This is a genomic window from Clostridium homopropionicum DSM 5847, from assembly GCF_001263795.1.
GTDB classification, from domain to species: domain Bacteria; phylum Bacillota; class Clostridia; order Clostridiales; family Clostridiaceae; genus Clostridium_H; species Clostridium_H homopropionicum.
Map to the genome: position 1 here is coordinate 1 of NZ_LHUR01000016.1, position 20396 is coordinate 20396.

Annotated in this window: 23 protein-coding genes; 12 read left to right on the forward strand and 11 right to left on the reverse strand. The window is 29.2% G+C overall.

The window, feature by feature from the left end; translation table 11 throughout:
• Positions 1-203: 203 nt before the first annotated feature.
• Positions 204-713 (reverse strand): DEAD/DEAH box helicase family protein, encoded by a 510-nt coding sequence (locus tag CLHOM_RS06065; RefSeq protein WP_052220809.1) that lies wholly within the window; start codon positions 711-713, stop codon positions 204-206.
• A gap of 209 nt (positions 714-922) precedes the next feature.
• Between CLHOM_RS06065 and CLHOM_RS06070 the strand changes: the two genes are divergently transcribed.
• Positions 923-1318, forward strand: a complete 396-nt coding sequence (locus CLHOM_RS06070) for a helix-turn-helix domain-containing protein (protein ID WP_052220810.1) — start codon at positions 923-925, stop codon at positions 1316-1318.
• A gap of 461 nt (positions 1319-1779) precedes the next feature.
• On the opposite strand, the gene CLHOM_RS06075 is transcribed toward CLHOM_RS06070, so the two are convergent.
• Positions 1780-1995, reverse strand: coding sequence for a helix-turn-helix domain-containing protein (locus CLHOM_RS06075; protein ID WP_052220811.1), 216 nt, complete (start codon positions 1993-1995; stop codon positions 1780-1782).
• 302 nt (positions 1996-2297) lie between these two features.
• Between CLHOM_RS06075 and CLHOM_RS06080 the strand changes: the two genes are divergently transcribed.
• The gene (locus CLHOM_RS06080) at positions 2298-3758 is read left to right on the forward strand and encodes an IS1182 family transposase (RefSeq protein ID WP_052220812.1); all 1461 of its coding nucleotides are present in this window, start codon (positions 2298-2300) and stop codon (positions 3756-3758) included.
• 501 nt (positions 3759-4259) lie between these two features.
• Here CLHOM_RS06080 and CLHOM_RS06085 read toward each other — a convergent pair.
• From CLHOM_RS06085 to CLHOM_RS18470, 5 genes are all read right to left on the reverse strand, one after another.
• The gene (locus tag CLHOM_RS06085) at positions 4260-4814 is read right to left on the reverse strand and encodes a zinc ribbon domain-containing protein (RefSeq protein ID WP_052220813.1); all 555 of its coding nucleotides are present in this window, start codon (positions 4812-4814) and stop codon (positions 4260-4262) included.
• Between the two features lie 98 nt (positions 4815-4912).
• Complete coding sequence (locus tag CLHOM_RS06090) at positions 4913-5740, reverse strand: hypothetical protein (protein WP_139205679.1); 828 nt, start codon at positions 5738-5740, stop codon at positions 4913-4915.
• Between the two features lie 28 nt (positions 5741-5768).
• Complete coding sequence (locus CLHOM_RS06095; protein WP_052220815.1) at positions 5769-6728, reverse strand: hypothetical protein; 960 nt, start codon at positions 6726-6728, stop codon at positions 5769-5771.
• Between the two features lie 79 nt (positions 6729-6807).
• Positions 6808-7086 (reverse strand): hypothetical protein, encoded by a 279-nt coding sequence (locus CLHOM_RS06100; protein WP_152909096.1) that lies wholly within the window; start codon positions 7084-7086, stop codon positions 6808-6810.
• Positions 7087-7118: 32 nt separating this feature from the next.
• On the reverse strand, positions 7119-7262 hold the full coding sequence (locus CLHOM_RS18470; RefSeq protein ID WP_175478685.1) for a hypothetical protein: 144 nt from the start codon (positions 7260-7262) through the stop codon (positions 7119-7121).
• Between the two features lie 229 nt (positions 7263-7491).
• Here CLHOM_RS18470 and CLHOM_RS06105 point away from each other — a divergent pair, with 229 nt between their 5' ends.
• On the forward strand, positions 7492-7821 hold the full coding sequence (locus CLHOM_RS06105; protein ID WP_052220817.1) for a helix-turn-helix domain-containing protein: 330 nt from the start codon (positions 7492-7494) through the stop codon (positions 7819-7821).
• A 38-nt stretch (positions 7822-7859) separates the two neighbouring features.
• On the opposite strand, the gene CLHOM_RS18275 is transcribed toward CLHOM_RS06105, so the two are convergent.
• The 3 genes from CLHOM_RS18275 to CLHOM_RS06115 form a co-directional block, all read right to left on the reverse strand.
• Positions 7860-8036 carry a hypothetical protein gene (locus CLHOM_RS18275; protein ID WP_161803201.1) on the reverse strand — a complete coding sequence of 59 codons (177 nt, stop codon included), beginning with the start codon at positions 8034-8036 and terminating at the stop codon, positions 7860-7862.
• A gap of 161 nt (positions 8037-8197) precedes the next feature.
• Positions 8198-8503, reverse strand: coding sequence for a DUF960 family protein (locus tag CLHOM_RS06110; RefSeq protein ID WP_052220818.1), 306 nt, complete (start codon positions 8501-8503; stop codon positions 8198-8200).
• A gap of 21 nt (positions 8504-8524) precedes the next feature.
• Positions 8525-9055 (reverse strand): JAB domain-containing protein, encoded by a 531-nt coding sequence (locus CLHOM_RS06115; RefSeq protein ID WP_082204368.1) that lies wholly within the window; start codon positions 9053-9055, stop codon positions 8525-8527.
• A 64-nt stretch (positions 9056-9119) separates the two neighbouring features.
• Here CLHOM_RS06115 and CLHOM_RS06120 point away from each other — a divergent pair, with 64 nt between their 5' ends.
• Genes CLHOM_RS06120 through CLHOM_RS18125 form a run of 3 tightly spaced genes read left to right on the forward strand, consistent with a single transcriptional unit; the run spans position 9120 to position 10214 of the window.
• Complete coding sequence (locus CLHOM_RS06120; RefSeq protein ID WP_052220819.1) at positions 9120-9614, forward strand: transposase; 495 nt, start codon at positions 9120-9122, stop codon at positions 9612-9614.
• Positions 9615-9617: 3 nt separating this feature from the next.
• Positions 9618-10001: a hypothetical protein gene (locus CLHOM_RS06125; protein ID WP_052220820.1), complete on the forward strand. Its 384-nt coding sequence runs from the start codon at positions 9618-9620 to the stop codon at positions 9999-10001.
• Positions 10002-10214, forward strand: coding sequence for a transposase (locus CLHOM_RS18125; RefSeq protein ID WP_074783007.1), 213 nt, complete (start codon positions 10002-10004; stop codon positions 10212-10214).
• 351 nt (positions 10215-10565) lie between these two features.
• Here CLHOM_RS18125 and CLHOM_RS06135 read toward each other — a convergent pair whose 3' ends face one another.
• Entirely contained in the window at positions 10566-11201 is a 636-nt protein-coding gene (locus tag CLHOM_RS06135) for a hypothetical protein (protein ID WP_052220822.1), read from the reverse strand.
• A gap of 1171 nt (positions 11202-12372) precedes the next feature.
• Between CLHOM_RS06135 and CLHOM_RS06140 the strand changes: the two genes are divergently transcribed.
• From CLHOM_RS06140 to mef(A), 6 genes are all read left to right on the forward strand, one after another.
• The gene (locus CLHOM_RS06140) at positions 12373-13446 is read left to right on the forward strand and encodes a UvrB/UvrC motif-containing protein (protein WP_052220823.1); all 1074 of its coding nucleotides are present in this window, start codon (positions 12373-12375) and stop codon (positions 13444-13446) included.
• 210 nt (positions 13447-13656) lie between these two features.
• A complete protein-coding gene (locus tag CLHOM_RS06145) occupies positions 13657-16029 on the forward strand; it encodes an ABC transporter permease (RefSeq protein ID WP_052220824.1) in 2373 nt (790 codons plus the stop codon).
• A 12-nt stretch (positions 16030-16041) separates the two neighbouring features.
• Positions 16042-16803, forward strand: coding sequence for an ABC transporter ATP-binding protein (locus tag CLHOM_RS06150; protein WP_052220825.1), 762 nt, complete (start codon positions 16042-16044; stop codon positions 16801-16803).
• A 1-nt stretch (position 16804) separates the two neighbouring features.
• On the forward strand, positions 16805-17485 hold the full coding sequence (locus CLHOM_RS06155; protein ID WP_052220826.1) for a response regulator transcription factor: 681 nt from the start codon (positions 16805-16807) through the stop codon (positions 17483-17485).
• Entirely contained in the window at positions 17472-18743 is a 1272-nt protein-coding gene (locus CLHOM_RS06160) for a sensor histidine kinase (protein ID WP_052220827.1), read from the forward strand. Before CLHOM_RS06155 ends, CLHOM_RS06160 begins: the two co-directional genes overlap by 14 nt.
• A gap of 356 nt (positions 18744-19099) precedes the next feature.
• Positions 19100-20314 carry a macrolide efflux MFS transporter Mef(A) gene (gene mef(A) / locus CLHOM_RS06165; RefSeq protein WP_052220828.1) on the forward strand — a complete coding sequence of 405 codons (1215 nt, stop codon included), beginning with the start codon at positions 19100-19102 and terminating at the stop codon, positions 20312-20314.
• Positions 20315-20396: the final 82 nt, after the last annotated feature.

The following is a 20396-nucleotide window of genomic DNA, read 5'->3' on the forward strand; positions in this document are numbered from 1 at the left end:
TTGGCTGTACGCCAATTAATATTGTATTTTCTTGAAATTTCTGATATTGATAGTCCTTTTAAATAGTCATTTCGTATTTCCAACCATAGATCCTCCTTCATTTCTACAACACCACCTCTTGTTTTTTATAGGTAGTGTTCCATAATTTAATTAAGATCTATGCACTTTTTAATCGTTGTTTTTATGTATTTTATCATTGTGTTCTACAGATTGTTAAAAAGAGCATCAGAACAGAAGTAATGAACCTCGTCATAGACAACAATATCGTAAGTATCTTTAAGTTTCTGACATTCAAAAATGTCAGAAAGATATGAACCTAACTTTTGATATGTTACTATTCTTACGTTGGCGAAAATTTCGGTTTTATCTAAACCTACAGCAGTTAAATCTTCTAGGTAATGTTTGCACCCCACAATATTGGCCATTCGTTCCTTTTGCTGACGATTATTAGCAATCCTATTACTAACTATTAAAATTTTATTTCTAGTCTCTAAAACAAAACTTAAAAATACTTTTTCAATAAAAGTATTTTTACCCATTCCAGTTTGAGCTGATATAAAAATTGGATTTGATTTTTGCCAGCTTTCGTAGTCTAAATGAATTCCTTCAGCAACAAAATTCGCTTTACATTTATGGTAGTTAACCATTTCATCGTCGTATAAATTTTTAGATTTTGAAATTAATTTTACTTTAAGTTTTTTTTCTTTACTCATATAACATTACCTCCACTCTTAATTAAAATATGCAAATAAGTATGATCTTAAAAAAATACGTCCACTACATGTGTAATGATAGCTGCGTGCCACAAACTATGTACTTGAAGGATAACATTATTTTTTGCAATTGTCAACAGTGTGTAGTATAATTATTAAAAAACACATTATCTACGAACAGAAGATTGATGAGGAGGAAGGATGGCATTATGAGTAGCTTAGGTTATAAAATAAAAAAGTTAAGAACAGAGGCAGGACTTACACAAAGTGATCTAGGTAAATTAGTAGGGTTAAGTAAACAAGCAATATCAAAAATGGAAAATGATTTAAATAAATATTTAAACCATGAACTTGTAAATAGAATAGCATTTCAGCTAAAGTGTACACCAGATTATTTATTAGGATTGTCTGATGAAAGGAATAGTACTAGAAGTAATAAAATTCAAATTATATCAATTGACCCTGATGCAGAGGTAAAAATAGAAATGGAAAAATTATGTGGTGAAGATTTGGAATTTGCAAAACTAATATTAGCATGTAAGAAAAAACTAAGTAGTAAAGATATGAAGAGGATTAAGAAAATCTTAAAAACTTTTATAGAATAAAAATAGCTAATTTTTACTAAGAATAAGTAGTATTAATAAAGTGCATTGTAGTCAATCAGATATATTTTAAATGTCATTAGCAGATTATATTAAATAGCAACGCTGAAATAATATATGCATATCATTAGGAAGAGGGATAGGGGTATTAGGGGGAAGGGACAGAACGAAAAAATCCGTAGGATTTTTGAGTTCCTTTGTCCCTTCCCCCTAAAAAAGTAGAGGCTTCCGCCTCTACTTAATATTTATACTAAGTTTATTTATATGTTAGTATATTTATAAAAATAAATAATGTTTTTTAATGAAAAATAAGGATAAAAATATTACAATAAAGCAAACAGTGTTTAAATAATGTCTTAAACAGTTTCAGCATTTATACTATGTCATGTATTATTATATAGGATTTTGACAAATGAAATGTCATGTGACAAATGAAAAACTAATAAAAAAGACTGAGACAGCAACTATATGTTACTGTCTCTATAACTTGTCCTCTGATTTAATCCACTACTAATCAATACATAATTTTGAACTGCTATTTTAGGTATCTTCCAAATACGACCTCTTTTGAATGCTTTGACTTCGCCGTTATTTAATAGTTCATAAGCGACATTTTTGCCTATTCCCAGTATTTCACAAAGCTCTTCTACATTTAGTAAGTCTTGATATTGATTAAACATAGTTTTTTACCTCCTTCATAAATTAGATTTATATTTATGTTGATTATCTATATATAGCAATAGTTATAATACGATATAAATTAATTTTAAAAGAAATATTATTAAAGATAAATTATAAAAAAAATACTATAGAGTTTTAATGAGGCCACTGAAAAATTAGTAATGTTGAACCGTCATCACGAAAGTGATGGCGGTTTTACTTTTTCATACATAAAAGACGTTAGCAAAAAGGATTTTCGAGAGTCATGTCGAATATATAACTTAGGAATAAGTTATATTATTGATTGAGAGGTATAAATTAGATGATAAAGGGTCAGCAGCAATTTGTGGTGAGTTCATATCAAGGATTGTATGACATTATAATTCCAAAGGACAATTTTTTAAGAAGGCTTAATGATTTAGTTGATTTTTCATTCATCTACAATGAACTACTGGAAAACTATAGTGTTGACATGGGACGTGGTGCCAAGGATCCTGTCATGCTATTTAAGTATCTTATATTAAAGACTACCTATGAATTATCCGATGAGGATGTAGTATCACGAACACTCTACGATATGTCATTTAAGTATTTCTTAAACTTAGCGCCAGAGGAAGTCAATTTGATTCATCCTAGTACATTAACAAAATTTAGAAAGCTGCGCTTAAAAGATATGAAATTACTCGACTTATTAATCAAGAAAACAGTAGAAATCGCTATCGCTAAAGGAGTTTTGATAAGCAAAACTCTTATTGTTGATGCCACACATACTAAAGCAAGATATAATCAGAAGTCTGCACAAGAGGTTTTACTGGAACGTGCAAAATCCTTAAGAAAAGAGATTTACGCAATCAATATTGAAATGAAAGAAAAATTTCCTCAAAAAGTAACAAGCGATAAACTTGATGAAATTATTGAGTATTGTAAAGACTTAGTAAATGTTGTAGAATCTACACCTGAGCTAGGAGTATATGAAAAGGTTAAACAACGTCTCAATTATTTGAATGAGGCTATTGGAGATGATCTTGAGCATTTAGCGCTCTCAACAGACGGGGACGCCCGTATAGGGCATAAGACCGTGGATTCCTCATTCTTTGGATATAAAACACACATTGCGATGAGTGAAGAACGTATCATCACAGGTGCTGTAGTTACAACAGGAGAAAAAGCTGATGGTAAAGAACTTCAAAGTTTGATTGAAAAGAGTCAAGAAGCAGGTATGACAGTTGATGAGATAATTGGTGATACTGCTTATTCAGAAAAAAGAAATCTAGAGTATGCAAAACAAAACCAAATAAGATTAATTTCAAAACTTCATCCAATGGTTTCGTGTGGATTTCGTAAGAAAGAGGAAGAATTCCAATTTAACAAGGATGCTGGAATGTTTGTTTGCCCTGCCGGGCATATGGCTATAAGAAAGGCCCGACAGGGCAAGAAAGGGCAAAGCAAAAATCAAGTTACTACGTACTATTTTGATATTAAAAAATGTAAATATTGTTCGCACCGAGATGGTTGCTACAAAGAAGGCTCTAAATCGAAAACCTATTCTGTATCTATAAAATCGGATATTCATAAAGAGCAGATGGCTTTTCAAGAAACGGAATATTTTAAGCACCGAGCAAAAGAACGATATATGATTGAAGCTAAAAACAGTGAACTCAAGTATCAGCACGGCTATGATGTAGCAATATCGTCGGGCTTAATTGGCATGCAGATGCAAGGAGCACTTATAATATTTACTGTTAATATCAAGCGAATTATAAAGCTCCTAACGGAGCAATAGGTTTTAAGTGGCGCATAAAAAAGAAACAAGCACGAAGTATTTCATAAAATGCTGAAATATTTCGTGCTCTTTTTAGGATTTAATTCAATGTTCACTGAAAAAGCAAAGCTTTTTCAGTGGCCACAGTTTTAATCTATAGTATTTTTTTACTATTTTTTATAGTATACCTATACTTTTTAAAAGAGCAATTTAAATATAACATTTATTGCTCATAATTTCACCTTTCTCTAAATGACTTATTTAATATTTTCATGTAATAAATAAAATTTAATTTTTTTCAGATTATTTTTTCACTATGCCAGATACTGAGAAAATTAGCCTATGTAAACATAGCCTAATTTAAATACATTGCTTCTAAAAAAGGTAATGGATTTTACTCCTAACCATAAATACAGAGCTAATAATAAAATTGTATAACTTTATCACTCCCTATGATAAAGTTATACAATTACTATCAAAATATTAGTTATTTCTATAAATATAATAATGCTTGTTTATATTTTATTTATTATAGACAACCATACTATTATTTATTGATAAAAGATATTCCACTAATTCTATACAATATTTTTTATTTTCAGCAGGAATTATTATGGTTTCTCCATTTGATTTTTTTAGCTCAATTTTCCTTCCTACGCCAACCCAAAGTAAAATAGCAGCTAATATAAAAAATGCAGGATTGAAAAATCCAATTAATGCAAATATTATCGAAAAGGCAGCATCACTCATATCAAGTGTCTTTTTAATTCTTGCTGAAATAATTTCTGAAATATTGTGAGTAGTCTTAATAGGTTTTTTCTTAAAGAAGTATAGTAATATTTTTTGCTGATTAAGTTCTAAAATTGAATTAGTTAATGTGATCTCAGATATAATATGAGATAAATCAAGTTTTCCAAGGCTTTTATGTCTTATAAACTTAAATTGCTTTATTTGAGAAGTTGTATTGTCATTAATTTTACTCTCATCATCAATATCTATATTTAATACTTTATTTCCACATTTACTACAAAACGAACCTTTGCCTATGATTTCAGTTCCACAATTATTGCAATACATTATAAATTCTCCTTCCATATATTTAAAAAAGTATTTATTTCTATATAAATAGACTTTTTTAAAATTATAATTGTATTAAAAATCTAAGTTATGTACATCTATTTTTTCTTTAATTCAAAGAACGCTCCTCCACCGTATAATATTAATGTGTCCTTATCTAAAATATAGAAAGAACATTGTATAGTATTATTTGAATCAAGAACATTTATTTCAGTAACTGAATCTTTTTTTATTCCTAGTTTATCAAATGAAATACGATATCCGGTTACAAAATCATCTTTTGAAATAACTAGTTTCTGATATGTAGGATTATTTACTATATTTTTCATAATGCTAATATCATCACCGAAGGAACTAGATTTTTCACTTGAAAAGCTTAGTTGCTTCCCGATTATATTATTAATGTCATCACTGGAGTATGTTCCAATACCGTCATTGTTTATTAGTTTACTAATGATCCACTGCCCATAGAATGTTTCCTGAGTGGATTCGCTACTTTTATTTGTGCTTGAATTCTTTTCCTCAGATTTCGAAGATGCTTCTGTTGATGAATTCTCAAATACTTTACTAAGCAAAGCAGCTGTTATCAATTGATTTTGAGGAACATCATTAAAAGATAAGGCTCCTGCTTGAAATGTTCCAGAAGTTACATCTAAAATAAATTGCATCCTTGCTTTAACTTGTACATCTTGATATGTACAACTGCCTGTAAATTCAACAACATCTTTTCCATCGTCAGACTTGAAATATTTCCAGTTTGGTGAACCGAAGAACTTTTCAAATGATGTACCATAGGTTGAATTTGGATAATCTGTAGGATGCCCATTCTTAACCATAGAAACATATTTGTTATTATCTACTGTGCTTGAACAACCTGAAATCATAAATAATAATAATGTCAAAAGTATTAATAGTGTTTTTTTCATCTTTAAATCCCCCATTCTATCGTTATACTTAATAATATCTATAATATATATATTCAAATTGTCTATCTCCATATTGATCTAATGTATATATTTCCATCCTATCTCCATCTTCATAAAATTCAATATAGTACTGTGTATCTATATATCTTGATCCAGAAATGTCATTAACCATTGAATGAAATATTATGGTATTATTATTAGTTATACGATATTCTTTGCTCCATATACCAAGATGTTTATCTTGAACTCCATTTGAAAATGTATGAATATAACGGGAGAGATTTGCTTGATTCATATCCTTTTCAAAAACCCATTCGCCATCTATTAGAGATTGAACTTTTTCCTTTGTAACTTCCATAGGCTTTTCTTTACCATAAGTTAAATCTGTTATTGTAATTAAATTAACAGGACTACGAAAGTCAGTACAATAAAATTGAAGTGAAATAGTATTGTTATTAAGTCTATATTCCATTACAAAATTCTTATTATTAGATTCTTTAGTTGGAGTTCCAATCATAGCTTTAACATCTTTTGGCACAACACCTATTCCTACTCCTTTTGCAGTTGAACCTTTACTTTTAACACTTATAGAAACCACTTTATCATTACCTATTGCAAAATCATAAGCAGTATAATCATATACTTCTCCACTCTGAGCACCATCAATTTTAACTGGATCACCAAAGGCTTTTTTTATGTCAGCTTTGCTTTTTCCAATATAATTTAATAGGTCAATTTCTTTTTGAGCATTTTGTGTGTTAGCAGGAGAATCACCTGATGTAGCACTTTTATTTTCAGATTGAGAATTGCTTTGCACTGAACTTTCTTCTGAAGAACCTATTAGAGCAATTATGATTATTAAAGCAATAATCACACCTAATATTAATTTAAGTTTTCCAGATTTCAATTTTGCTCCACAATTAGGACAAATCTTTGCTGATTTAGCGACTTCTTTTTTACATGTCTTACATATGGTCATTTTACTCATGATAAAATACCTCCCAATTTTCGTGCAGTTTATATTCTGTTGAATATGTAATATAAATCCATATGTAGAGTTATATTGATTATTTATTTAGAGTTTTACCTGTTCTTTGATATTGTCCTTCAGAATTTTTTTCTAGATATCCACGTTCTTCTAAAACTCTAGCATAAGCAGCTTTTTGAAAACTACTAGATGTTTTAAAGTACTTAACTAATTGTTCATCAGTTGCTCTTGTGCCAATATCATATGCACGTTCAAATTCTTCTTGATTATTTTGTGCTCTTTCAATAGCATCATTAATAACGAATTTTCCAACATTTTTAGCGACATCAAAAAAACCCATAGTATAATCACTCTCCATTATTTTAAAATTATTAAAAGTTAAGTTTATTTTTAAATAGTTCTATTTTTAGTCCAGCTATGTGGCTTGTCTCCTGTTTTACGTGGACATTTTCCAGGATTAGGTCTTCCTGTAGTTTCAGATTTTAATTCCTTTTTTCCACAAGTTGTGCACATCCATTCAATAGTTTTAGACATAATATTACCACCTTTCTAAATTTTATAATTAGTCTTTCTTTTGTTAAAGTTCTCCTATTAGCTACATATATTGAGTTGAAATTATAAATATATACATAAAATATTCATTAATTTGTAATTATTATAAATATCATAACAAAAATAACACTATTAGTAAATATACATAACACTATCAGCATATTAAATTTCCTTAGTTTTGCTTTTAAAGTAAGATTTAAGGAGTGGTTATATGAATTATAGAGATTTAGGTCAGAGAATAAGAGAAGAAAGATTAAAGTTAAACTTAACACAAGAGAAATTAGCAGAAAGCATAGACATTTCCAGCTCGTATATGGGTCAAATTGAAAGAGGAGATAGAAGTGTAACTCTTGAAACACTAGTAAAGTTAGTTAATAAATTAGGTGTTACTATAGATTATTTATTGCAAGATTATACTAATTCCAATGATGATATTTTCATTAATCAATTTAAACAACTAATGTATAATAGGGATTCTAAGCAAAAGCAAATGGCTTTAGATGTATTAAAGATGATGTTTTCACATGTTGACAAATTATAAAGATTTAATATGAATTTATTAAGATTTATTAAGGTATTCTATTGCCTTAAGCTTCTTACAAATTTAATATCATAAATCATTTTCTCAATAGAATTAATAATTAATTCATCTAATGGTAAAGAAAGCTCCATAGAAATAGTAGTAAGCTCTGATACTAAATCAGGGTTTTTTATTTCTATGCTTAATATTACCTTTGCATCTAAATTATCATTCATATTTTTATGCTCCTTTCTTTATTCCTTACCTCTCGCGAGGGATTACCTATGCACTAGGTATCACACATTAATATAATATATGGTTAAAGATTTATACAAATCCATCAGGATATGGAGTTTATATTTTTTAAAGAACCACTCTATAAAAAGTTATAATATCTTTAATATTCTTCAGCTAGCATCATAGTTGAGTATTTACCATCATCTATAACAAATACTTTTGCATCTATCATTTCACTTGGAAGTAAATTATACGTCTTGAAGTATTGAGGTATTTCTTGCTTATGTTCTATTTTTTGATAGAATATATCATCAGACCTTTGCTTGGATAATTCAAATACTTGGAGATGATCTAATTGATTTACGTGTTCTTTTAATGCATCTATACAATTCCACATGAAGAGTTGCAATGCTAAGGTAATATTTTCATGTATACCTTTAGTAATAAATTTGTTATTATCGAACATATTATAATTTCACCCTTTCAATTACAGTATTCCTTTTTCTTTTAAGCTACAATAGGAGCTTTCAGAGCCAATGATTATATGGTCTAATAAATCTATACCTATGAGTTTCCCAGCCTCTTTTAGTCTAGCAGTTACATTTATATCTTCTGTGGATGGAGATGTATCTCCAGAAGGATGATTATGAAATATTATTATACTTGCAGCATTTGAAAGTATTGCTACCTTAAATACTTCTCTTGGGTGCACAATTGAAGCATTCAAAGAGCCAATGCTTACCACATTTATAGATAAGGGCTGATTTTTAGTATCTAAGCAACATGCAATTAAATTTTCTCTATCAGAGTCTTCAAGAAATTGCTTTCCTAAATTTACAACATCTGATGGGGAAGTTATTTTTCTATTTGGATAAAGAATGCTGCTTTCTTTAACCATTTTAATAGATACAATGTTTACTCTCTTTGAGATAGCTACATTTTTCTTACATTCTAAATTGAGTGACATTACTGTTTGATTTTTGTTTATTTTTTCAACACAATATAATTTATTTGTCATATTATTTCTCCTTATATAATTAAATTAGAAGCACTTCTAAATATATAATATATATTCTATTTTTTTGAAAATAACATTTGGAATTAATAGTAACGTTACTTTTGGAACAATAATATGTGACTTGAAAACTGGTAAACCAATAGATATAATCAACAGCAGAAATTTAGAAGAAGTTACAGAACATTTAAAGTTATATAAAAATGTACAAATAGTTAGCAGTGATAGGTCTACGACCTATGCAAAAGCTATAAAAAACCCTATTCCTACTGCTGATCAAATAGCTGACAGATTTGATATAATCCATAATTTTTTCGAAGGAGTTTCTGACTTTTTAAAGAGATATATGGGAAAATCAATTAAAATTGTTATAGACAAAAATGGTGCTACAATAGATAAAAAGAATAAATCAGAACCTACAGATAAATGTTCAAAAAGGCTAGAGCTAATTATTAAGGTAAGAGATATTCATAACTCAGGAATTCCCATAAAAGCTATAGTAAGAGAGTTATCCATATCTAGGAATACGATTAGAAAGTATATCAATTTGAAGAATATATAAACCTTGAGCTTTTATGATAAATCTACTCCATTTTATATGTTCAAAGATTTTATTATCAATTTATTGGTTACTAAAAAAACATATAAAGAAATACTATTAGCGTTAGAGAAAAAAGGGGTAAAATACTCTTATTCCGCATTTGCTAAGTATGCAAATACATTGAAGAGAGAGGGTCTACCAGAAACAAGCACCACAATAAAGAGTTATATATTTACACGTTTTAATCTAATGAAGTTATTCTGGAATTTTGAAAATGCAGCGACTAATGTATTTAAACTATTAGACTATGCACTGGAAGACTTTCCTATTATCGAGGATATTTTTATGGCTATTGATACATTGAAAGAAGTATATGAATGTAAAGATTCCGGAAAACTTAAAGAATAGATAAATGCTAATAAAGATTCAAAAATAAAAGAAATCCGAAGCTCTATTGATGGCATAGAGAAAGACTATGCTAGCGTTGAAAATTCAGTTATGTTTAAGGAAAGTAACGGAGTTTTGGAAGGTAATGTAAATAGATTAAAGATGATTAAAAGGTCAATGTTTGGTAAAGCCAGCTTTGAACTTTTAAGGAGAAAAGTACCATATAATATTTAGCAAGTCATTCGTATTTGATTACTTCCATCAAAAGTGACGAAGAACCAATTTTTATTGTAAATCAACAATTAGGCAAGAATTAAGTTGGGGATTTTATAAAATGGTACAGAACTATGCGATTTACTTATATTTTATTAGATACTAATGCAATATAAAAGTTATTTATAATGATATTATTTTATGAAGTTTAAAGTATTATTTCTAAAACATTTAAAGGATAGAGTCGCTTATTTTCCTGAATAAGCAACTCTATCCTTTTATTTTTACTGAAAACTGCTAGAATTATAGTGCTATTTTATGAAATCACTTATATTGGTCTCTTCAAAAATTATTTTCATTTAATATAAAATATTAGTTAATGTTATTTAGTATACTAGATACGTTTTCATTGATTTGCGACAGATCTTTATTGTCTAATTTTAAATAAATTCTTTTTAAATTTTTATCGAATGTTAACTTATTATCATTTATTTTACCTATTCCTTGATATCCACCAAGTATTAGATAGTGCCCTTTGCTGGTTTTTTCTAAGAAAAATAAGTATGATTGATTCTTGTTTAATTCAGGAGTATCTTCAATTGGATGTGTTATAAAAGTTCCTATTTGACCACCTGTTCGTAATATCTTTATTTCTTGGTTTTTATCTATATTACCCTTAAAAATTTTATTAATTTTAATGACAGACATAGTAACTATCATATTATCTTGAAGTTCAGGATTAGTAATATTTTTAAGATATTCTGGGTAAGAGTCTTTTACATTAGCTAATATTATTAGATCAGCTGCTTTAACTATTTCTGCTTCGCTTTCAAAATGGTTCATCCATTCACCGAAAGCTAGCTTAGGAAGTTCGTCAGCTGTTTTAACTACAATATCTTTATTAAGTAGTACATTGTAACTCTTGCTATTAAAGTGTGTATAAGAATATATTGATAATATGCATAAAATGAATGCTCCTATCGGTATAAGTATTTTTCTAGATTTCATAATTTAACCTTCCTCATATTTCTAATAAATAAGGTCTAGCGATGATTTATCATAAGTCGTTGGCATGGTTATTCCCCATTGGTTATAATATACTTCGTATCCCCTATAAGACATAAGAGAACGTGTCTCGTCACCTACAGTATGATGTAGTCCTAATGCATGCCCCCATTCGTGAGAAATTATAGCTTGCTTTGCACCTGGTGATGATATTGGATCTAAACGTGTTCTATTATATTTTATGAGTGCATACTCATATGAACCATCAAATGCATCTGGACCTGGTTGTCCCCATCCAATCCATTCGACTTCACCATAATATTCACTGTTAGGAATTATTACAGCACTTGTTACAGTAGAGGAACTTAAATGTATACTTGATCCGATAGATGAGAGCGCAGAATTCCAATAACTGATTGCATTGTTTATTTGGAATGAATAAACATTAGATGAATCTACATAGTATGTTGGATTACTAGTCCATTTACCTCCGAATATTTCTGCATTGGCAGTAATGAAGGATGATAAAGTAAGTAGTAACGTAATAAGAATTTTCTTTTTTTCATTTTAATTACCTCCTCATTTATATCTTTTTTTCATTATATCAAATAATTTTTGAAAAAAATGTCATTATATGAATAAAATAAAAATTTTTTAATTATAATACTATTGTGTAAAACTTATAAAATATAATTCTTGACATGGTAGTATATACAATTAATTCAAAATATTAGAGTATTTATTTTTAATAGTTCTTAAATCTTCCGCTGGGAGTTTTTTTGATTAAGTGTTGATATTAGTTTACTGAGATTTATTAATTTGCTGTTTTGTATAGGTATTGTTTGACTTATTCTTACTGTTATTATTTGGAAATTTTAAACTTATACATACACTACTCTAATCCAGTTAATGAGAATTGTCTTTTATATAGTTGGAAAAGTATGAAAAACTACATTCGATTAAGCTTAGAAGTTTAAAAATAATTATAGAGATGATTAAGTAATAATAAAATAGAGCATAAATAATTTTATTTATGACTACTTAAAAAATGAGATACCAAATCAATGATTTGGTATCAATTTTTATAAAGTTTGCTGTTGCAGTAATAACGGTGAACCGTACCATAAGTAACGTACAAAATGTAGGCTATACTTACCTTTAGGAGGATATAACTTTGGATATAAAAGAAAAAATTAAAAAACTGCCTTCTTCACCGGGAGTATATCTCATGAAAGATTCATTAGATAATATTATTTATGTAGGAAAATCTAAAAATCTAAGAAATAGAGTTGGATCATATTTTATAAATTCCAAATCACATTCTTCGAAGGTAATTAAATTGGTTAAAAACCTTAAGGATTTTGATTATATGTTAACAGATACGGAATTTGAAGCTTTATTGCTTGAATGTAAATTAATCAAAGAAATTAAACCAATATATAATAAGCAAATGAAAAGTCCCAAAGGTTATTGTTATATCGAAATAAAAATGGACGAGAAATATCCAGCTATTGAAATATGCAGCGAGCCTAACAGTTCTGATGGAAAGCTTTATTTTGGACCTTATACTAATAAGAATACTGTGGGAAAAGGGCTTTACGCTATAAAAGAACATAGTAAAATTTTGTGTACTAATAGCTCGCGAAAGGCTTCAGGCTGTCTAAAATATTCTAGGAACTTGTGTGTTGGTATGTGCATAGCTAATCCTTCTGAAGAACATTATGCTGCTTTAATAGAAAAAGTGATAAACCTGCTTAGGGGTACTAATTTGACTATTCTTGAAGAAATGGAACAGGAAATGAATATTGCTGCTGCGAATTTTGATTTTGAAGGTGCAGCTAAATATAGAGATTATATAAGATCAGTAAAGCATTTAACCAATACTGCAAAAATTATTAGCTTCATAGAAGCAAATAAAAACATTGCTTTAGTAGAGTTTCTAAATGATAAAGAAATTAAGTTTTTTTTGATAAGATATAATAAACTGCTTTTCAATGAAAGATACAAACTTAACGATTTTAGTATTAATGAAATTAAGCATAAATTTAAAAGCAATATCATATCTCATTTAAGTAATGCTTTGAAAAGCTCAGTTAATGTTGGTAAGAATGAAATAGATGAAGCTCATATAATATTTAGTTATTTAAAAAGTAAAGAAAGTACATGTAAATATATATCTATTCCAGAACAGTGGATTAATGATATGGATAGCTTAAGCATTGACAGAGCTGTTGATGAATTTTTTTAGATAATTTGTAATTAACGATAATGATTCTTATATAAACATAGAATGTAGTAATACGGTGAAAATTTAATCATAATAGACAACACTATAAAATAACAATACACTTACAGCTCATAAATGTAAGTGTATTGTTATTTTATTTAAGGATTATTTAATAATTGGCAACTTATAATTAATTCATGATCAATAAATAATCTATGAGAGGTAAGAGATATGTTTTTTAGAATATTGAAAAAAGATTTAAAGCGAAAGAAATCAATGAATATTATTCTTTTAATATTCATCATATTAGCAACAACATTCTTAGCAAGCAGTATAAATAGCTTAATTGCAGTATCAGAGTCCGTTGATTATTTTATGGAGAAAGCTAAGACACCGGACTACTTAATTTCAGCTTTTGATAGGGGAGAAAATAAAGAGTTTGATAAATGGATTAATACTTCTAAGTTTATAAGCTCCTATGACATTGACAGAGGCATAATGCTTTCTAAAGATGCTGTCAAAACAAAGGAAGACGGGAAGATTAAAGAATTTGAGCCCTTTGGAGAAAATCTGCTTCAAGTTCAGCCAAAGAAGTATGGGAAAATACTTGGTGATAAGGGAGAAGAAATTATTTTAAATCCTGGAGAAATTGCTTTTTCCTTGGGTGATAAGAGTAAAAATAATTTAGAGGTTGGAGATAAGGTCATTATTACTCTAGGCAATATTAAAAAGGAATTTACAATTAAGCTTTTTACTAAGGATGCAATTTTTGGTTCAAGCATGAATGAGATGAAGAGAGTTGTTATAAGTGAAGAAGATTATGAGCTTTATAAATCATTTAAAGAAGCAGCTTACGTAAATACTTATTATATTATATCAGATGATACAGCTGCATTAGAAAAAGAATTAAAAGGTATAGATTTCAGTACAATATTTAATGTTGATAAGTCCATGGTCAACAAAAGCTTTATTCTTGATATGATGCCCTCTGGAGTTTTAATTGTAGTAAGTCTTTGTCTTATATTAATTGCATTTTTGATTTTGAGATTCACAATAATTTTTACTCTGCAGGATGACTTTAAAGAGATAGGAGTCATGAAGGCTATTGGTCTTAAAGAGTTTGATATTAAAAAGGTTTATTTAATAAAATATCTTGCAATAACAATTATTGGTGTAATAGGTGGGCTTCTGCTAAGTTTCCCCTTTGGAAATATATTGTTAAAGCAAACCTCAGGAAATATTTTAATGAAATCATCAACTGGGAATATACTCATTAATATAGCTTGTTCTGTTTCAGTAGTCTTGGTAGTTCTTTTATTCTGTTACACTTGCACAAGAAAGCTAAATAAGTTTTCAGCAATAGATGCAATTAGAAATGGAAGCAATGGTGAAAGCTTTAAGGGTAAATCAAAACTAAAGCTTAGAAAATTTAAAAATATTAAAGTACCAATGTTCATTGCTTTGAATGATATTTTGTGTAATCTTAGGAGATTTGTGGTTTTAATCTTGACCTTCTGTATTGGAACAATTTTAATTATTATCCCATTAAACACAATAAACACTATGAAGGATGGAAATATTATTAAGTTATTTGGGGTGGATTACAGTGATGTGTTAATTGAAACTGATGATATGGGCAAATATATAGGGGGAGCCACCAAAGAAGAATATTTAAAGGATATGGAGAACCTTAGAGAATCTTTTAAAGATAGCGGAATAGATATGGAGCTTTATGGAGAAGTAATGTATAGACTTAAGTTTTATAGTGACGATAAAGATAATTCCCTTACATTAATAGCTTTCCAATCTCAAGAAAGTGAAGCTAATAATTACAATATTTTAAAAGGCAAGATGCCGGAATTAAAAAATGAAGTAGCAATAACTGAAACTGTAGCTAAAAAACTAAAGGTTTCTATAGGGGATACAATTTATACTCAGATAGGTAAGGAGAAAAAGGAATTAATAGTAACTGGTTTATATGAAAGTATGAATAACATGGGTGAATCAGTAAGATTAAATACTAAAATGGATATTGACTTCAAATATTTAGCAATCATACTACCTTTTCAAGGTAATTTTAAGGGGAATGAAGAGCCGCAAATATTAATAAATCAATTAAGGGATAAGTACCCAAGCTATACTTTTAAAAATTCACAGGAATACGTTTCAAGATATATAGGAGGCAGCTTAGATCAACTTGATACTATGAAAAATTTAATTGTTCTAATAGTATTATGTATTAATACTTTAATTACAATTCTAATGATGAAAACCTTTATTACTAAGGAAAAAGGTGAAATTGCAATGCTAAAAAGTGTTGGCTTTAGAAATAGCTCAATTAGGCTTTGGCAGTCAGCTAGAATAAGTATAGTTCTAGTAGTTGCAATATTCTTAGGAATTATACTATCTAAATTCCTCGGACCTGTTACAGCAGGTCAGGTATTTGCAATGTTGGGTGTTCATAACATTGTATTTAAGGTGCAGGCATTAGAAGTATATATAGTATATCCGATTATTTTACTTGCAGTAACTACAGCTATTGCATACTTAAGTGCTGGAGCTATTAAAAAAGTAGATTTAAAAGAAATTAATAATATGGAATAAGGTGGTTTTGAGATGAGTTCATTAAAGGTTAAAGATTTATGTAAAACTTATATCATAAATAAAATACAAAATAATGTTTTAAGAAATTTAAATTTTGAAATTAAGGTCGGTGAAATGGTGGCTATCATGGGGCCTAGTGGTTCGGGTAAATCAACTCTTCTTTACACAGTTAGCGGAATGGATCATTTAACTGCAGGGACGGTAGATTATTTTGGCAAGGAAATTAGTACTTTGACTTCAAATGAAATGAGTGATTTAAGACTTGATGAAATGGGATTTATTTTTCAACAAATGCATATGTTAAAAAATCTTTCAATATATGATAATATTATATTACCAGCATATCAGTCAAAAAAAGGCAAAGATAGAGAAGCTATCAATGACAGAGCAAGAGAATTAATGCATAAGCTTGGAATAAGTGAAATAGCACAAAATGATACAAATGAAGTTTCAGGTGGGCAACTTCAAAGAGCTTGTATCTGTAGAAGCTTAATCAACTCTCCAAAGATGATTTTTGCAGATGAGCCTACAGGTGCTTTGAATCAGCAAAATTCTAGGGAAGTTATGAAGGAACTTAATAGAATTAATCAAGATGGCACAACTATTATGCTTGTTACCCATGATATGAAGGTTGCAGCTAAGTGCGATAGAATAATGTATATTGAAGATGGATCAATAAAGGGTGAAATTGATTTAGGGAAGTTTATTGAGGAAAATAGTTTTAAGGAAAGAGAAAGAAAGGTCAATAATTGGCTAATGGAGATGGGATGGTAATATGGTAGATTTGCTTCTAGTAGAGGATAATTTAGAGCTTGCAGATTTAATTTGTACTTTTTTAAAAAAGGATGGCTTTAGCATAATAAATGTAGATAGTGGGGAAAAAGCGCTAGAATTTCTTGAAAAGGAAGCTTTTAAGATTGTGATTTTAGATATAATGCTTCCTGGTATAGATGGTTTTACAGTGTGCTCCAGCATTAGAAAGAACCATAATACACCAATTATAATAATGAGTGCAAAGGTTGATAAAGAGGACAAGATTAATGGCTTTACGCTTGGCGCTGACGATTATATTGAAAAGCCAGTAGACGTTGATATTTTAAGTGCGAAGATTTCAGCATTGATGAAAAGAAACTATGAGCTTAAAGCAAAACGTACCATTATAAATTCAGGTGCTATTTCAATTAATAAAGAGGCAAATGAAGTGTATCTTAATGGAAAGCTATTAAACGTAACTTCAAAGGAGTTTGAACTATTACTTCTACTAGTAGAAAATCCCGGTAAAACCTTAAGAAAGGATTATATATTCAATAAAATTTGGGGAGCAGACAGTTTTAGTGAAGATCAAACACTAACTGTTCATATAAAGATGCTAAGGGATAAGATTGAAGATAATCCTAAAAAGCCAAAACGGATTGTGACTCTTTGGGGGGTAGGATATAAGTATGAAGAAATTTGACAAAGTAATGGCTATAGTTATAGCTATTTATTTAATAGCTTCGCTTTGGCTGCCTATCTTGTTTAAAGGAATGGATAATAAATCAAGCAGTGAATACAAAGTAGAAATAAACAGAATATTTTTAGGCTTAGCAGAGGGAGGATCCTTTACTAAGCCTGATTTAGCTTCCTATAAATTTATAAAATCAGTATCATTTTTACCTGAGTCTCCAGCGACAAGCAAAGATGATATTGATGAATTTTATAAAAGTGCAAATGGATTAGAGTACGAAATTAAACCTTGGTATGATGGAAACAAATTATTAGGTTATTTAAGATTTAATTATGTAGGCTTAAATTCAGATAACAGTATTTTGTTAAAAGTAGAATTTGTGCTATTTATCTTTGCAGTAATAATAATTTCAGTTCTATTGTATGTTAGAAATTCAATTCTCAAACCTTTTAATATTCTAAGTGAAATGCCTTATCAATTATCAAAAGGTAATCTTAAAGAAGATATTAAAGAAAATAAAAATAGATATTTTGGTAAGTTTGTTTGGGGAATTAATGTACTTAGAGAAAATTTGGATTATCATAAAATAAAAGAGCTTAAGCTCGAAAAGGAAAAGAAGCTGTTAATGCTTTCAATTTCTCATGATATAAAAACACCTTTAAATACAATAAAGCTTTATGCCAAAGCGATAGAAGAAGAGGTTTACGATACTAATGAAAAGAAGGTATTAGCAGCAAAGCAAATACAAGAAAAGTCACTAGAAATAGAAAACTTCGTAAAAGAAATAGTAAAAACATCAAGTGAAGATATTCTTGAAATTGAAGTTAAGAATAGTGAATTTTATTTAAAGAATTTAATTGATAGAGTAATAGTAACTTATAAAGAAAAATGCAGTTTAAAAATGATAGATTTTTTTGTTGAAGACTACAGTAATAAACTAGTTAAAGGTGATTTTGATAGAGCTCTTGAAGTTATAGGAAATATCATAGAAAATGCCTTTAAGTACGGTGATGGTAAGATAATAAGAATATCTCTTTATGAAGAGGATTATTGCCAACTTATTAAAATATTCAATAGTGGAGAAATAATAAGTCAAAATGAATTCAATCATATTTTTGATAGCTTTTATAGAGCTAGTAATGCAAAAGATAAGCCAGGAAATGGGCTAGGGCTTTATATATGCAAGCATATAATGGAAAAGATGGATGGAGAAATTTTTGCAGAATGCGAAAGAGATGGCATGAGCTTTACATTAGTATTTAGATAGACAATAGTATACATTAGTTGAAATATTGACAGAAATAAATTATATATGATAGAATGACTTAAAATTTAATGAATAAAAGGAGGACATTGTATCTATGTATTCAATTCGTTTAAGATAAGCTGGCAATAAAAAAGTAGTAAAAACATCCACAATGGTTGGCTTTTTTGTTATGCTTATTTTGCGAATTAGGACATGGATACGGGTGAGGTGTAACCCTTTGAGGTTATACGGTTTTTCACTATGTCTTTTTAACGTTGCTATGCAGACTAAAGTTCCCATTGTGGATTTTAGTCTGCATTTTTTATTGCCAAAAATCACAATCAAACAACAATAAAAGGTGCAAGGAGAGAATAGATATGACAAAACAAACTTCGAAATGGAAACAAACTTTTTTTATTATATGGATGGGGCAGGCGGTTTCGCTTATCACTAGTGCCGTTCTTCAAATGGCGATTATTTTTTACCTTACTGAGAAAACTCAATCAGCCATGGTATTGTCAATGGCTTCATTGGTTGGCTTTATGCCATATGCGGTCTTTGGACCTGCCATTGGTGTATTGGTTGACCGTCATAACAGAAAGAAAATTATGATTGGTGCTGATTTAATTATTGCTGCAGCCGGTGCAGTATTGGTTCTTATTGCCTTTTATACGGAACTACCAGTTTGGATGGTTATGGCAGTATTGTTTATACGAAGTATTGGGACAGCCTTTCATTCTCCCGCTCTAAGTGCTGTAACTCCCCTTCTAGTACCGGAAGATTGGTTAACCAAATGTGCCGGTTACAGCCAGGCACTGCAATCCATCAGTTATATTGTAAGTCCCGCTATTGCAGCCTTTCTATATTCTGTTTGGGATTTGAATTTAATTATAATCCTTGATGTATTAGGTGCTGTAATAGCCTGTACAGCAGTAGTCTTTGTACCTGTTCCAAAATTGAAAACAGAGCATCAGCAATTTAAAAAATCTTTCAGAGAAGAGATGAAAGACGGATTTGCTGCTATAAAAGAAAATAAAGGATTATTTGACCTACTTTTAATAGGTACGCTGTACATGTTAGTATATATGCCAATAAATGCTCTTTACCCACTTATGAGTATGGGGTATTTTAATGGAACACCTACACATGCTTCAATTACTGAGATTGCCTATGCTGTCGGTATGTTGACAGGAGGTCTGTTGTTAGGATTATTGGGTGGATATAAGAAACGAATTATTTTAATGTCTGCTTCTATTTTATTGATGGGTTTCAGTTTGACAGTTTCAGGGCTTCTCCCATCACAAGGGTTTATTATATTTATCATATGTTGTGGGATAATGGGACTTTCTGTTCCATTTTACAGCGGTATTCAAATGGCTCTTTTTCAAGAAAAAATAAAACCAGAATATTTAGGCCGAGTTTTTTCTCTTACAGGAAGTATCATATCACTTGCTATGCCTATTGGCTTAATCCTTTCTGGAGCCTTTACCGATAAAATTGGCGTAAACCATTGGTTTTTTATATCAGGTGTGCTTATTATCGTTATTGCAATAATTTGTTATTTGGTTCCTACTGTGAGAAAACTAGATTGAGATGAAAATAAAAAAGATTAATTTAATTGCATTAATTCCATATTATTAGATGAATTAGTATATTGCATAAAGCCAACCTCTT

Coding starts and splice junctions, on each gene's coding strand:
- CLHOM_RS06065 (WP_052220809.1), bottom strand. CDS start 713: ATGAGTAAAGAAAAAAAACTTAAAGTAAAATTAATTTCAAAATCTAAA.
- CLHOM_RS06070 (WP_052220810.1), top strand. CDS start 923: ATGAGTAGCTTAGGTTATAAAATAAAAAAGTTAAGAACAGAGGCAGGA.
- CLHOM_RS06075 (WP_052220811.1), bottom strand. CDS start 1,995: ATGTTTAATCAATATCAAGACTTACTAAATGTAGAAGAGCTTTGTGAA.
- CLHOM_RS06080 (WP_052220812.1), top strand. CDS start 2,298: ATGATAAAGGGTCAGCAGCAATTTGTGGTGAGTTCATATCAAGGATTG.
- CLHOM_RS06085 (WP_052220813.1), bottom strand. CDS start 4,814: ATGTATTGCAATAATTGTGGAACTGAAATCATAGGCAAAGGTTCGTTT.
- CLHOM_RS06090 (WP_139205679.1), bottom strand. CDS start 5,740: ATGAAAAAAACACTATTAATACTTTTGACATTATTATTATTTATGATT.
- CLHOM_RS06095 (WP_052220815.1), bottom strand. CDS start 6,728: ATGAGTAAAATGACCATATGTAAGACATGTAAAAAAGAAGTCGCTAAA.
- CLHOM_RS06100 (WP_152909096.1), bottom strand. CDS start 7,086: ATGGAGAGTGATTATACTATGGGTTTTTTTGATGTCGCTAAAAATGTT.
- CLHOM_RS18470 (WP_175478685.1), bottom strand. CDS start 7,262: ATGTCTAAAACTATTGAATGGATGTGCACAACTTGTGGAAAAAAGGAA.
- CLHOM_RS06105 (WP_052220817.1), top strand. CDS start 7,492: ATGAATTATAGAGATTTAGGTCAGAGAATAAGAGAAGAAAGATTAAAG.
- CLHOM_RS18275 (WP_161803201.1), bottom strand. CDS start 8,036: ATGAATGATAATTTAGATGCAAAGGTAATATTAAGCATAGAAATAAAA.
- CLHOM_RS06110 (WP_052220818.1), bottom strand. CDS start 8,503: ATGTTCGATAATAACAAATTTATTACTAAAGGTATACATGAAAATATT.
- CLHOM_RS06115 (WP_082204368.1), bottom strand. CDS start 9,055: ATGACAAATAAATTATATTGTGTTGAAAAAATAAACAAAAATCAAACA.
- CLHOM_RS06135 (WP_052220822.1), bottom strand. CDS start 11,201: ATGAAATCTAGAAAAATACTTATACCGATAGGAGCATTCATTTTATGC.
- CLHOM_RS06145 (WP_052220824.1), top strand. CDS start 13,657: ATGTTTTTTAGAATATTGAAAAAAGATTTAAAGCGAAAGAAATCAATG.
- CLHOM_RS06150 (WP_052220825.1), top strand. CDS start 16,042: ATGAGTTCATTAAAGGTTAAAGATTTATGTAAAACTTATATCATAAAT.
- CLHOM_RS06155 (WP_052220826.1), top strand. CDS start 16,805: ATGGTAGATTTGCTTCTAGTAGAGGATAATTTAGAGCTTGCAGATTTA.
- CLHOM_RS06160 (WP_052220827.1), top strand. CDS start 17,472: ATGAAGAAATTTGACAAAGTAATGGCTATAGTTATAGCTATTTATTTA.